The 13,169-nt window shown below is 65.0% G+C and carries 11 protein-coding genes; 1 reads left to right on the forward strand and 10 read right to left on the reverse strand.

What is annotated here, in order from left to right; genetic code table 11:
* From G6N35_RS15730 to G6N35_RS15765, 8 genes are all read right to left on the reverse strand, one after another.
* Positions 1-1,140, reverse strand: a complete 1,140-nt coding sequence (locus G6N35_RS15730) for an MCE family protein (protein ID WP_163805093.1) — start codon at positions 1,138-1,140, stop codon at positions 1-3.
* Entirely contained in the window at positions 1,137-2,456 is a 1,320-nt protein-coding gene (locus G6N35_RS15735; RefSeq protein WP_163807710.1) for an MCE family protein, read from the reverse strand. The genes G6N35_RS15730 and G6N35_RS15735 overlap by 4 nt, the downstream gene beginning before the upstream one ends.
* 17 nt (positions 2,457-2,473) lie before the next feature.
* Positions 2,474-3,769 (reverse strand): MCE family protein, encoded by a 1,296-nt coding sequence (locus tag G6N35_RS15740; protein WP_163805094.1) that lies wholly within the window; start codon positions 3,767-3,769, stop codon positions 2,474-2,476.
* The gene (locus tag G6N35_RS15745; RefSeq protein WP_163807709.1) at positions 3,766-4,794 is read right to left on the reverse strand and encodes a virulence factor Mce family protein; all 1,029 of its coding nucleotides are present in this window, start codon (positions 4,792-4,794) and stop codon (positions 3,766-3,768) included. Before G6N35_RS15745 ends, G6N35_RS15740 begins: the two co-directional genes overlap by 4 nt.
* A gap of 28 nt (positions 4,795-4,822) precedes the next feature.
* Positions 4,823-6,283, reverse strand: coding sequence for an MCE family protein (locus G6N35_RS15750; protein WP_163805095.1), 1,461 nt, complete (start codon positions 6,281-6,283; stop codon positions 4,823-4,825).
* A 3-nt stretch (positions 6,284-6,286) separates the two neighbouring features.
* Positions 6,287-7,096, reverse strand: coding sequence for an ABC transporter permease (locus G6N35_RS15755; RefSeq protein ID WP_246224327.1), 810 nt, complete (start codon positions 7,094-7,096; stop codon positions 6,287-6,289).
* Positions 7,097-7,143: 47 nt separating this feature from the next.
* Positions 7,144-7,878, reverse strand: coding sequence for an MlaE family ABC transporter permease (locus G6N35_RS15760; RefSeq protein WP_179967366.1), 735 nt, complete (start codon positions 7,876-7,878; stop codon positions 7,144-7,146).
* A 618-nt stretch (positions 7,879-8,496) separates the two neighbouring features.
* Positions 8,497-9,174: a TetR/AcrR family transcriptional regulator gene (locus tag G6N35_RS15765; protein ID WP_163805097.1), complete on the reverse strand. Its 678-nt coding sequence runs from the start codon at positions 9,172-9,174 to the stop codon at positions 8,497-8,499.
* Between the two features lie 118 nt (positions 9,175-9,292).
* On the opposite strand from G6N35_RS15765, the gene G6N35_RS15770 reads away from it, so the two are divergent.
* Positions 9,293-10,195 (forward strand): alpha/beta hydrolase, encoded by a 903-nt coding sequence (locus tag G6N35_RS15770; RefSeq protein WP_163805098.1) that lies wholly within the window; start codon positions 9,293-9,295, stop codon positions 10,193-10,195.
* Between the two features lie 80 nt (positions 10,196-10,275).
* Here the strand turns inward: G6N35_RS15770 and purD are convergent, their stop codons facing one another.
* Both purD and G6N35_RS15780 read right to left on the reverse strand, forming a co-directional pair.
* The gene (purD, locus tag G6N35_RS15775) at positions 10,276-11,553 is read right to left on the reverse strand and encodes a phosphoribosylamine--glycine ligase (RefSeq protein WP_163805099.1); all 1,278 of its coding nucleotides are present in this window, start codon (positions 11,551-11,553) and stop codon (positions 10,276-10,278) included.
* Between the two features lie 14 nt (positions 11,554-11,567).
* A complete protein-coding gene (locus G6N35_RS15780; protein WP_163805100.1) occupies positions 11,568-13,106 on the reverse strand; it encodes an acyl-CoA carboxylase subunit beta in 1,539 nt (512 codons plus the stop codon).
* Between the last annotated feature and the right edge of the window lie 63 nt (positions 13,107-13,169).

The raw sequence follows: 13,169 nt of genomic DNA on the forward strand, positions 1-13,169 counted from the left end.
TCACGGTCCCTGATCGAGATGGTAGGGCGCCACCAACGGATTGGCGGAGGTGTAAGGGCTGGGCAACTGGCCGATCGTCCGGCCCCACTGCATCTCCAACTGGGTCAGGTCTCCCTCGAAGCGGGTCCCGACGAAGTAGGAGGAATCGATGCGGCTCAACGTGAGATCGATGATCGCACTGAGGTTTCCGTAGTCTCCACGAAACCAGTTGTCCAGCGTCTCGTTGGGGAACGGGTAGGTGAGCAGACTGCTGAACGACCGTGTCATAGCCGGTCCTGCATCGGCCAGGGACTTGATCACCGGGCTGAGCTCACGCAGTTCCTTGACCAGATTCTCTTTGGTCTGCTTCACCGAATCCCCCGCGATGGCGCTGAACTGGCCGATCTTGACCAGCGCGTCGGCAAGGTTCGAGCGCTCCTGCTTCAGCACCACCAGCGCATTCGGAATGGTGGTCAGTGCCTTGTCCAGCACCGGCTTCTGCGCGGCGAACTTACCCACCACCCGGTTGAGACTGTCCGTCGCACTGATGATGTCCGCAGTCTGGCCGTCGATATTCGCGACGAACGTGTCGAGTTGTACGAGGAGGCTGCGAAGATCTTGTTCACGCCCACGCAGCGCAGTGCTGAAGGTCTGAACAACATCCTGGATCTGGCCGACACCACCGGAGTTCAGCAGCAGCGACACCGCGGACAACGTCTGTTCGGTGGTCGGATATGCCCCCGCGTTGGCCAGCGGAATCAGCGACCCTTCGTGCAGCCGCCCCTCCGCCGGGACGTTCGTCGGGGGTGCCAGTTCGATATGGGTCGATCCCAGCAGGCTGGTCTGGCCGATCTTCGCCGTCGCGTTGGCGGGCAGGTGGACGTCACCGTCGAGCCGCAGGGTCAGCAACGCGTGCCAGCCCTGCCGTTCGATCTCCGTCACGGTGCCCACGTTGACGTCGGCCACCCGCACGCGGGCGTTCTGCTGAATGTTGACCACATCGGGCATCTGAACCTGGATCAGGTACGAACCCGGTCCGCCGCCTTTAGTGCCCGGCAACGGGATTGAGTTCAGTCCTTTCCACCCGCAACCCGACACCACACCCATGATCACTGCCGAAACCAATACGGCTATCGCGCATCGCGATACAGCGCACTTCATGATCCCGCCCCGCCCGGCATCATCATGCCGGTCAACCCCGCGCCCGGATTCGTCGCGACCGGATCAGAGGAGCCGGGGGCTTCGGCAGGCAACGCAGGTTGCGTTCCGGCCGGCGCGGGTCCTTGCGCCGCAGCATCCGCCGGCACAGGGGCAGCCGGGGGAACGTAGTCGGGTCTCATCCAATCCTCGCTATAGGTGACCTCGTTGGGCCGCGCTGACGCCCCGACCAAAGGATTCATCCCGATGGGTCCGAGGAAGTTGTACTGGCGGTTCTTCACGATCGGCGCCAGGTACTGCACGCACAGCTTTGCCGACTGTTCGGCGTTGAGCCGCGATGCGGCCTGAACGGCCGAGCAGATGAACTGGATCGGATTCGCGAAATTGGATCCCGCGATGGCGCCGGTTGGCGCGTCGCCTTGCGCCGGCTGATAGATGTTGGCGTAGTTCTGGATCGTGTTGGGGAACATGTGCAGCGCCTGCTTGATGTCATCCAGACTTCCGCCTAACGCCGACGCGATCTGGGCCAGCTTGTCGAAGCTGGTGCCCAACGGTTCCTTGTTGTCGGCGACAAAGCCACGCACGTCGGTCAGGGCGGTGTTGAGGTCGGAGATCGCTCTACCGACAGCACCGGGATCATCGGCGAGCAGTGTGGTGACGGCGGCGAAGTTGGTGTTCAGCTGCCGCATGAGATCGGTGCTGTCGCGCAGCGCCGAAACCAGGATTGCCAGGTTCTTGACGGTGCCGAAGATATCGCCGGAGTGGTCACCGAGAATGGACAACGACTGCGACAGCTTGATCACGGTCCGCCGGATGTCGGCTCCCTGGCCCCGCAGGTTGTCGGCGACAGTGTTGACGAAGCTGCCCATCGTGGACACTCCGCCCGGCTCCGTCGGCTGCAACGTCTGGCTCAGCCTGTCCAGCTGGGTGCGCAGATCGTCCCACTCCACCGGAACCGCAGTGCGGTCGCGGGGAATGACGGCATGGTCGGCCAGCACAGGGCCGCCGGTATAGGCCGGCGTCAACTGAATCGCACGAGCAGACACCACGGACGGCGACAGGATCACCGCCTTGGCATCGGCCGGGATCCTGTACTGGTCGTCCACCCAGAACGTGATCTTGGCCTGCCGCGGCTGCGGTTCGATGGTGGCGACCTCGCCCACCGGCACCCCGAGAATGCGAACCTCGTCACCCGGGTAGATGCCGTTGCTGTTCTCGAAGTACGCAGTCACCTGTGTTCTCCCGGCACCGGACGTCGATCGGACCGCCACCACCACACCGGCGACCAACGCGACTGCCAGCAATGCGGCCAATGCCATCCGCCGCACCCGCGGGCTCACGAGCCGGGCTCCGCGGTCGGGGCGACCTCACCAGGCGCCAGAACCTGGAATGGGGTCGGCGTAGGCGCCGGGAGGGGTGAGCCCGCCGGCGGACCGGGAGGCGGGCCACCCGGGGGCGGCGCCGGCAACGGCTCACGATAGGGGTACCGGGGATCTCCAGGATTGCCGGTGATGGCATCGGGCAGATTCAGATTCGGCTCGCCACCTTGCCCGGTCCGTGGGAACGGCATTGGCAATGCTGGTGTCGCGGGCTGGCCGGTCTGAGGATTGTGAAGCTGACTGGGCAGCAACACACTCGGATCCAGTCCCAGATCGGAGAAGGCGGCATCGATGAACGGTTGTACGAACTGACCGGGCATCAAGTTGGCGATGTAGGAACTGAACCAGGGCCCGGACGACACCGACTCACCGAGTGCGAGCGCGTAGGCGTTCAACCGGTGCAATGAGAGCTGAATCCGCTCCTTGCGGTTTGCGAGAATGCCCAGAACAACGTTGAGCCGATCGATCGTCGGGCGGAACGTCTCACGGTTCTCGCCCACAAACCCGGACAGCTGCTTGGACACTGCCGACAAGTTGCCGGCGATCTGGTCCAATGCCGCGCTTTCGTTCCGCAACTGGCCGAGCAGAGCGTTACTGTCCGAGATCAGGCTGACCACCTGATCGCTGCGGGCAGCCAGGACTTTGGTCGCCTTGTTCGCATTGGCCAGCAAGGTGCGCAGCTGCTCATCGCGATTGTTCAGCGACGTCGAAAACCTGGCCAACCCCTGCACTGCCACCTGCAACTCCGGTGGTGTCTTGGAAAACGTCTCCGCCAGCGTCGACAACGAGGTGGAGAGTTGGTCGGTGTTGATGGCCTCGACCGTCGAACTCAGATCACCGAGGGCATCGGCCAACTGATAGGGCGGCGTGGTGCGATCCAGCGGAATCGGCCCCGACAGGTTACCGTCACCTCGGGGAACGACTTCCAGGATCTTGCTCCCCAGCAGGCTCTTGGTCTTGATGATCGCTTCGGTTCGCTCGCCCAGCCGAATCGTTTTGTCCACCTTGAAGTTCACTACCACCCGGTTGCCATCGAGCTTCACGCTGGAGACCTGACCGACCTTGTAACCGGAGACCTGCACGGCGGAATTTGTGTTCAGCCCGCCTGCCTCGGAGAAGTAGGCGGTGTATTGCTTGTCCGAATTCAAGAACGGCAGGTTGCGATACTGCAGTGCGATCAGCACCGCGAGTAGCGTCAGGCCCAAGCCGATGGCGCCGACCACGATGGGATTGCGCTCGGAGAACGATTTCACTTTGGCGCACACCGTCCTGTGGTTTGACCGGCGACCTTGATGTACACCGGCTGGCCACCCTTACCGTTGACTTTCAGAGTGATGTCACACAGGTAGAAACTGAAGTAGTCCCCGTAGAGTCCCTGCCTGCTCAACAACTTGTATTTCTCGGGCAGATTGTTGATCAGATTGTCGACGTAGTCACGGTCGGCAACGACGAGCGTCGAGGACCGATCCGTCTGCTTCAGAACATCTTTCAACGGTTCCCTGGCCTGCGCTAGTAGGTCGGCAAAGGTACCGGTGGCATCGTTGGTGTAGGCCAAGCCGGCAGCGATCTCCGAGCGGCGGTCCGCGAGCCCCTTGACCAGATCCGACAACGACGTGATCGCCTTGTCGAACTGATCGGTCTGGTCACCCAGTGATCCGAGTACCGTATTCAGGTTGGAAATAACCTGGCCGATCAACTCGTCGCGGTCGGCCAGCGTGTTGGTCACCGATGCGGTCTGGGTCAGAAACGAACCAATGGTGTCGCCCTGACCCTGGAACGCGGAAATCAGTTGCCCGGTGAGCTCATTGACCTGATCAGGGTTCAACGCGCGGAACAGCGGCCGGAAGCCGCCGATCAGCGAATCCAGATCAAGAGCGGGCGCGGTATTCGCCAACGGAATGGTGCCGCCCGGTGGCAGGATCTTGGTTCCCCCGGCGCCTTCTTCCAAGGCCAGATAGCGGCCGCCGGCAAGATTGTCGTACCGGATCACCGCTCGGCTTCCCTCGGTCAGTACCACCGACGGATCGGCCGAGAACTCAACGTCGACAACCGCATCCGGCTGAACCGTGATGCTCTTCACCTTGCCGACCTCGACGCCGCCGATCCGCACGAAGTTGCCACCGGCGAGCCCGGTGACATTGGTGAAGAGCGCCCGGTAGGTCTTGCCCTCGTCGAAGCGGAGCTGCCCGAAGATGGCGAACAGCGCGAACATCCCGAACAGGCAGGTGGCGGCGAAGACACCGAGACGCCACAGGGTCCCTGTCAGACTGGCTCTCACAACGTCATTCCTTCGTTGGCCGGACGCATCACGGCGTAGGGGTGGCACTGTCGGGTGCTGCGGGCGCTACTGGCGGCGGCGGTGCGGAGAACACCGCTGGTGCCTGATCCGGTGGGATCTTCCCGGGCGCCACCGGTGTGCCCGGAACAGGGACCGGAGGCGGCGTACCAGCGGGTGGGATACCGGGCCACAGCGGGACACCGCCAGGTCCGTACAGGGCAGCACCGTAGGGCGGCATACCCGGCGCCGTCACCGGTCCGGGGGCAGGCCCTGGCAGGCACTTGCGAATGCTGGGGGGCTGCGGAACTGCCCGTGTCGCAGGGAGATAGTCCACCCAGCAGGGATGACCGATGCCGGGGTTGGGGCGCCAGTCAAGGCCGGTTCCAAAGCCGGTGTTGGTGATCAATTGGCGCACCGGGAACATCTTGGTGACGTCGGGCAACGAACCACAGCCAGGCTTACCCCCGGGGCCACCCTTGGCCTTCACCATCGGCAGGTTGTCCGGATATTGGTAGGGGTCGTCGCCGAGGAGGATCGCAGAGTCGGTGATCTCCGAGTATCCATTTCCACCGGTGGAGGCGAGGAAGTCCGGTAAGCCGTTGTAGGCGCCGACCAGCGTGCAGGTGATCTCCGGGTCGTACTTCAGCAGCAGCGCGGTCGTCGGCTCAAGCGTGTTGATCGCATCGATGAAGTTCTGCTTGTTCGATCCGAGAACGTTGATCCCAGTGTCGGCAAATCCAATCGTGCTGAGCAACAGCGAATCCAGCGCGGTGGCGTGGCCTGCGATGGTCGCACTCGTGGTGCTGGCCGCATCGAGGATGCGGACGATATCGTCGGCCGCTCCGCCGTAGGCATCACTGACTCCTTTGAGTGCCTGCCAGTCCTGTCTGATCGCCTCGCTGCGCGGATTGAGCTGCAGCAGAAGCTGATTGCCGTCAGTGATGGCCTCGCCGATCCGTTCACCCTGGCCGCGGAAACCATCCGAAAGGGTGGTCAGAACCGCGTTGAGCTTCGAGGAATCGACCTGATCCAACAGCCCTACCAGATTCTGGAAGACGGTGTTGACCTCGGTGGTGACATTGCGCGAGCGCAGCACCGCGCCGGCAGCCAGTCGCTTCGCACTGGGGTCATCCGGATAGACGAGGTCGACGAATTTGGATCCGAAGGCGGTGGTGGCCCGGATCTGCGCACCCACGTTGGCCGGGATGTATTTGATCTGGTCTGCTGCGATATCGAGCTTGAGATCGACGCCGTCAGAGCCACCTCGGACGTCGGCCACCTGGCCGACCTGGATGCCATTGAGCATGACCTTGCCACCCGGTTCCATCACCAGACCAGCCCGGTCAGAGGTCAGTGTCACTGGCACAACGGAATTGAAGGATCCACGATAGAGGGCGACGGTGAGCGCCACTGCGGCCGCGAGGGCCACCACAAGGATGAGCGTGCACCACCCTGGCTTGAGAGTGCGTTCTCCGGGTCTGGGTTCCATGGGCTACGACGCCAGATGGAAGTTACCGGACTGGCCGTAGATGGCCAGCGATGTCAACAGATTGACGAAGACCAGTGATACCAGCGAGGCGCGGACCGCCCGGCCGACAGCCTCCCCGACGCCAGCCGGTCCGCCGGAAGCCGTGTAGCCGTAATAGGTGTGAATCAGCATGATCCCGATTGCCATCATGATGACCTGGACGAAGGACCACATCAGGTCGGCAGGGATGAGGAAGGTGTTGAAGTAGTGGTCGTAGACACCGGTCGACTGGCCATAGACCATGGTGGTCCCCAACCGGGCGGCCAGGAATGACATCACCACTGCGACGCAGTACAGCGGGATCACCACGATGACCCCGGTGAAGACCCGGGTGGAAGCCAGGTAGGCAATTGAGCGCACCCCCATCACTTCAAGGGCGTCGATCTCCTCGGAGATTCGCATCGCTCCCAACTGCGCAGTGGCACCGGCCCCAATGGTGGCAGCGAGCGCAATGCCTGCGGTCACCGGAGCGATCAGGCGAACATTGGCGTAGGCAGAGATGAACCCCGTCAACGCCTCGACGCCGATTCCGGACAACTGGTTGTAGCCCTGAACCGCGATCAGCGCGCCAGCGGACAGGGTGAGGAAACCGATGACCACCACTGTGCCACCGACGAGGGCTAGGGCTCCGGTGCCCAGGCTCATCTGCGCGATCAGCCGGATGATTTCGGACTTGTAGTGGATCAGCGCATCACCGATTGACCGTAAGGTCCTGCCGTAGAACGCTGTTTGGATTCCGATGCGATCCCAGGTGCCGACAACCGGGGCGAACACTCGCCGGACCCTGAGGAATGGCGCGGAAGGAACGCTTGCTCTGCTACTCACTGCGGCCCTCCGAACTGCACTGCTGTGATCAGTACGTTGATGACGTAGAGCGAGATGAACGAATACACGACAGTCTCGTTGACGGCATTGCCCACGCCCGCGGGTCCACCCCCGACCGAAATGCCCTTGTAGCAGCCGATAAGGCTGGCTGCCAGGCCGAACAGCGCCGCCTTGATGAACGCGACCGCGATGTCTGTTGCACCGGTGATGACAGTCAGTCCGGCGGCATAGGCTCCGGGCGTGACGTTCTGAACAAACACAGCGAACCAGAAGGACCCGGCCAGCGTGGCGACCGAAACGATGGCCGCCAACAGCGTTGCTATCACGGTTGCTGCGCAAACCCTTGGAACGACCAAAGATTGGATTGGATTGATTCCGAGCACACGCAGCGCATCGAGTTCCTCACGGATGGTCCTCGACCCGAGATCGGCGCAGATGGCCGTCGACGCCGCTCCCGCCACAACCAGAACAGTCACGATCGGACCGAGCTGAGCCAACGTGATACCCGTTGCCGCGCCGGCGAAGTCGGACGCGCCGAAGTCGACGAGCAGGACGTTGAGGGTGAACGAGGACAGGACCGTGAACGGAAGAGCGAGCAGCAGCGACGGAGCCAGCGATACCCGCGCAATGAACCAACACTGGGTGACGAACTCACGCAGGGCGAACGGGCGACGCGGAATCATCATCAGCGTGTCCAATGTCATCGCATAGAACTCGCCGACGCCGCGCATCGGCTTGATTAGCCCACTGGGCACAGTCACAGCTTTCCCCCCAACTGTTTGCTCGCTGGCGGCGACACGGACAACTCAATCCTCCTGCAGCTGTTTATGTTCCCGATCACCCTAGAGCCGTCGTCATGCATTGCGTCACCCCTAATTGTGGAACCGTGTTTTCGTTGTTCGGACATCGGTTCGTCCTTCGAACCCGATCTTTCGGGACCCGCGGCAAGCTCAGCGCGACTCCCACACACCTGTCATGCAAGGCGCAAATGCAGTTCCAGGAACGTATTTGGGGATCAGTGCTCCAACGGCACTAAGAGCGCTACGTTGACCTCAGGAGTCGGCGAACCGCCGCGGCGATGACCACCGGCGCTACGCGTTGCGTGGCGGTCGCTATCGCTGCCTGCGCGCACGCCGACGCGGACGCGACTTCCCGAACGCCGACCAGACCCGGGTGGATGGCTACGGAATCTGCGACAAGTCCACTGCGGGTGAGCTTTTCAGCCAGCTCGTCAGCGATTGGCGACTGCATATCGACGCCAGGCTCAAACGTCTACTGCGACTCCAGATTGGCTTTCATACCCTCCCTTTCCGGCTGCCGTCGGGCACGTCACAAGTGCGGACCACGGACTATTGCGGAGAAACCAGTGCAGGCGCTTTGAGTGCTCGCCCCACCAGCCGCCGCACCGTGACCTCCACTTCCGCGCGTCGGTCGACACTGGAGGGCTGATCGAACAGCAGAGCGACCACCAAGTGGAAGATGGCCTTGGCGTCGGCCCAGGGATCCGGACTGTGGAGCGCACCGTCGGCGGCGCCTTCGGCGATGGCGTCCACTAGCGAAGCAAGGAAGTCCGCAACACAGCGCTCGGCCAACTCGTGGAAATGCGGGAGCAACGCGCGCCAGTACATTGCGAACAGTGCCAGCGGCATGTCGAAACGCCTGTCGAATCCGAAGTCAAGCATCGCGTCGATGTGGGCGCGCACGCGCTGCACGGGGGGTAGCTCGGGGTCGATCGTCCGTCGCAAGTGCCCAGCCGCCCCGGTGAACTGCTTCTCCAACATGGCTGCCAGCAGTTCATCTTTGTTCGCGAAGACGCCGTAGAAGCAACGCGTCGACAAGCCCGCCCGTCGGCACACCTCTTTGACCTTGAAATTGGCGAACCCGTCGGTCACCAGTACCCAGTCGGCCGCCGCAACGAATCTGCCCCGTAAGTCCACCTCGGCTCGCACGACATGAGATGGCTCGTTCGAACGATCTGCCGATTCAACACGTGAGGACCGATCCTCGATCACCGAGTATGCCGGCATGTCACCTCCTGAGCTAGCATGTCATCTAAACAATATAACTATATGAGGTGTGAGGGAAATCGCAATTCCTAATCTGATTCCCAGCTGACCGGGGCCGGCGTCCGGCCCAGATGGCAAGATGGCCGCCATGGCGAACCTGAGCCGACGCGCCGTCCTGCGACTCGGCGCTGGAGCAGCAGCCGGCGCGGCCGGGGCATACGCGCTGGGTATGACACCCGAGGCCGCCCCCCGGCTGGCCGGGCCGAATGTCGCGATGGCCGGTGTCGGCGCACCCCTGCTGCCGCCCCCGCCCCGGGAACCCGCCGCAGCGGCGCCCACCATGGTCACCGGATCGTTCGTCTCAGCGGCCCGCGGCGGCGTTACGACGAACTGGGCGATCGCCCGCCCGCCCGGCCAGACCGCGCCATTGCGTCCGGTGATCGCCCTGCACGGCCGATGGAGCGACGCCGCGACCGTGATGGCCGGTGGGGTCGAGCAGGGTCTGGCCCAGGCTGTCAATGCGGGCCTGCCACCATTCGCCGTCGTCTCGGTCGACGGTGGTGAGGCCTACTGGCATGACCGCCCGTCCGGTGACCGCGCCGGATCGATGGTTCTGGGCGAGCTGATCCCGCTGCTCGCCGACAAGGGACTCGACACCTCACGGGTGGCGTTCCTCGGCTGGTCGATGGGCGGCTACGGCGCGCTGCTGCTGGGCGCCCGGCTCGGTCCGGCGCGCACCGCGGCGATCACCGCGGTCAGTCCTGCCCTGTGGACGTCCTACGGGGCAACCGCACCCGGCGCCTTCGAGAGCGCCGACGATTTCGCCGCCAACAGTGTGTTTGGCTTGCCCGCGCTGGCGTCGATCCCCATCCGGATCGATTGCGGCAACAGCGATCCGTTCTACGGCGCCACCAAGCAGTTCATCGCGCAGCTACCGAACCCGCCCGCTGGCGGGTTCTCCCCCGGCGGCCATGACGCGGCGTTCTGGAGTGCCCAGCTGCCCGCCGAGCTGGCGTGGATGGCCCCGCTGTTGACAGCCTGACGGCTCAGACGACGTTCACCGCGCCGGGGAACGCCTCGCCGTAAGCGTTGTTCATCGGCCACTCCGCCGGTTCGAGCGCGTCACCGCCCGGGCACCGCGACGCGGCCTTCGGCGGCGGCTAGGCCAATATCGGACCGGAAGTGGCTGCCCGGCAACCGGACTGAGGACAGCACCGCATAAGCAGACTCACGTGCCGCGAGTAGATCCGCGCCGGTTCCCACCACGGACAGCACCCGGCCGCCGGAGGACACCACGGCACCGTCGCCGCGGCGGGCCGTACCAGCATGCAGCACACCATCGGTTTCCGACCCGACGATCACGTCACCGACCCGTGGCCGCCCCGGATAGTTCTCGGCGGCGAGCACCACGGTCACGGCGTAGCCGTCGCGCCACTGCAGCGGGCCGAATTCGGCCAGGGTGCCGGTGGACGTTGCGTGCAGCACCTGCCCTAGTGGGGAATCCAACAGTGCCAGCACGGCTTGGGTCTCGGGATCACCGAAGCGGCAGTTGAATTCGACGACCGCGGGACCGTTGGACGTGATGGCCAGACCGGCGTAGAGCAGTCCGGAGAACGGGCAACCCCGACGAACCAGCTCGGCGGCGACGGGCTCCACGACATCGCTGACGATCGCTGCGGTCACCTCGTCGGGCAGCCAGGGCAGCGGCGAATAGGCGCCCATACCACCAGTATTGGGGCCTGCGTCGTTGTCACCAACGCGCTTGAAATCCTGTGCGGGCAACAGTGGCACGACGGTGGCTCCGTCGACCAGACAGAACAGCGAGACCTCGGGGCCGTCCAGGAAGGACTCCAGCAGCACTGGGTGCCCGGACTCGAGCAATTCCGCGGCATGCGCGCGGGCGGCGTCCCGGTCGGCGGTGACCACCACACCCTTGCCTGCGGCCAATCCGTCGTCCTTGACCACCCAGGCCGGCTGCCCGGCGGCCGGCCCGAAGCGATCCAGGGCCGCGTCGAGATGGGCTGGGTTGTCGACGGTCTCGCTGACCGCGGTGCGCACACCGGCGGCAGCCATCACGTCTTTGGCGAACGCCTTGGACCCCTCGATACGGGCGGCATCCTTCGACGGACCGAAACAGGCGATCCCCGCGGCGCGCACCGCGTCGGCGACGCCGAGTACCAAAGGCACTTCCGGCCCGACCACCACCAGGTCGACAGTAAGCTTGCCGGCCAGCGCGGTGACCGCCTCGGCAGAGGTGACGTCGACATCGTGCTGTTCGGCCACCGCGGAGGTGCCAGCATTGCCCGGGGCGACGGCCAGGAACTCCACCTGCGGGTCTCTTCGGAGCCCCAACAGCAGAGCGTGTTCGCGGGCACCGGATCCGATCACGAGGACGCGCACACGCACACCCTAATTCACCAGGTGTCGACGAACCGGTGCGGCGGCCGCAGTTCGCCGTGCGCGGTCGCCGCGGCGAACGTCGCAGCGATCAGAGCACGGGTTTCGGCCGGGTCGATGACGTCGTCGATCTCGAAGAGCTGGGCGGCGTTGAGCGCCTTGGCGTGGTCCTGGGCGGCGGCGGTGGCCTGGCGCACCCGCTGCTCGCGCTCGGCGTCGTCGGCGATGGCCTCCAACTCCTTGCGCATGCCCAACCGCACCGCACCCTCCAGACCCATCGGCCCCAGGTGCGCACCGGCCCAAGCCACCGTCAGCAGCGGCTCACGCAGGCTGCCGCCGGTCATCGCCTGGGCGCCGAGACCGTAACCACGGCGCAGCACCACCGCCACCATCGGCACCCGCATCGCGGCGCCGGCGACGAGCAGCCGGGAGGCGCGCCGAACCAGCGCCTCGGACTCGGCGGCCGGGCCGACCATGTATCCCGGGCAGTCGATGAGCGAGACGATCGGGATACCGAAGGTGTCGCACAGTTGCAGGAAACGGGCCGCCTTGTCGGCCGCGGCGGCGGTGATCGCCCCCGCCATCACCATCGAATTGTTGGCGATCACCCCGACGGGCCGACCCTCGATACGCGCCAGCGCGGTCACCATCTCGGGTGCGAACTTCTCCCGCAGGAAAGTCACCGTGCCCTCGTCGGCAATGGTCTCGATCACCGGGCCCACCGGGTAGGCGCGTCGGGCCCGCTCGGGAACGATTGTGCGCAAAGGGGTTTGGTCGGCTGCCGGGCCGGGCGCCGTCGGCCCCTGGAAGTAGCCCATCAGGCGCTTGGTGACGGCGACCGCCTCGGCTTCGTCGGCGACGACAACGTCGACCACGCCGTTGGGCGCCTGCACCGAGATCGGTCCGACGGCGTCGGGGGCGACCTCGCCCAGCCCGCCGCCGGCGATCATCGCCGGGCCACCCATGCCGATCGAGGTGTCCGCGGTGGCCACGATCAGATCCGAGCAACCGGCGATCACGGCATTGCCGGCGAAGCAGCGGCCCTTGACGACGGCGATCCGCGGCACCACACCGGACAGCGCGGCCCACAGCTTGAAGGCCCGCACCTCCAGCGACGACACCGTCGGATGGTCGGTGTCACCGGGGCGGCCGCCGCCACCCTCGGCGAAGAACACGGTGGGCAGCCGCATACGCTCGATCAGCTCGAAAAGCCGGTCCTTCTTCAGATGCCCGAACACACCCTGGGTGCCGGCCAGCACGGTGTAGTCGTAGGACAGCACCGCGCAGGGCCGGCCGTCGATCTGGGCGGTGCCGGCGATCAGGCCGTCGGCCGGGGTTCTGGCGATGAGGTCATCGAGGTCGCGGCGCTGCCGCTGGGCGGCAATGGCGAAGCGTCCGTATTCGACGAAGGTGCCGGGATCGACCAGGTCGGCGATGTTCTCCCGGGCTGTCCGCCCGCCGGCCGCGTGCCGGCGCTGCACCGCGTCAGGACGCGCGGCGTCCTCGGTCAGCGCACGCCGCTGCAGGAGTTCATCGAGTTCGGGGCGGTCAGCCATCAGCCGAACCTACCCGCGGACCCTCGACCGCCGAAGCCGCGTCGGGCATACACATATCGCTTG

Source organism: Mycolicibacterium anyangense, from assembly GCF_010731855.1.
In the GTDB taxonomy this organism is placed as follows: domain Bacteria; phylum Actinomycetota; class Actinomycetes; order Mycobacteriales; family Mycobacteriaceae; genus Mycobacterium; species Mycobacterium anyangense.

Bases quoted from the DNA above. Each gene is read 5' to 3' on its own strand.
- G6N35_RS15780 (WP_163805100.1), bottom strand. From the start codon at position 13,106: ATGGCTGACCGCCCCGAACTCGATGAACTCCTGCAGCGGCGTGCGCTG.
- G6N35_RS15765 (WP_163805097.1), bottom strand. From the start codon at position 9,174: ATGCCGGCATACTCGGTGATCGAGGATCGGTCCTCACGTGTTGAATCG.
- G6N35_RS15750 (WP_163805095.1), bottom strand. From the start codon at position 6,283: ATGGAACCCAGACCCGGAGAACGCACTCTCAAGCCAGGGTGGTGCACG.
- G6N35_RS15760 (WP_179967366.1), bottom strand. From the start codon at position 7,878: ATGCGCGGCGTCGGCGAGTTCTATGCGATGACATTGGACACGCTGATG.
- G6N35_RS15770 (WP_163805098.1), top strand. From the start codon at position 9,293: ATGGCCGCCATGGCGAACCTGAGCCGACGCGCCGTCCTGCGACTCGGC.
- G6N35_RS15730 (WP_163805093.1), bottom strand. From the start codon at position 1,140: ATGAAGTGCGCTGTATCGCGATGCGCGATAGCCGTATTGGTTTCGGCA.
- G6N35_RS15735 (WP_163807710.1), bottom strand. From the start codon at position 2,456: ATGGCATTGGCCGCATTGCTGGCAGTCGCGTTGGTCGCCGGTGTGGTG.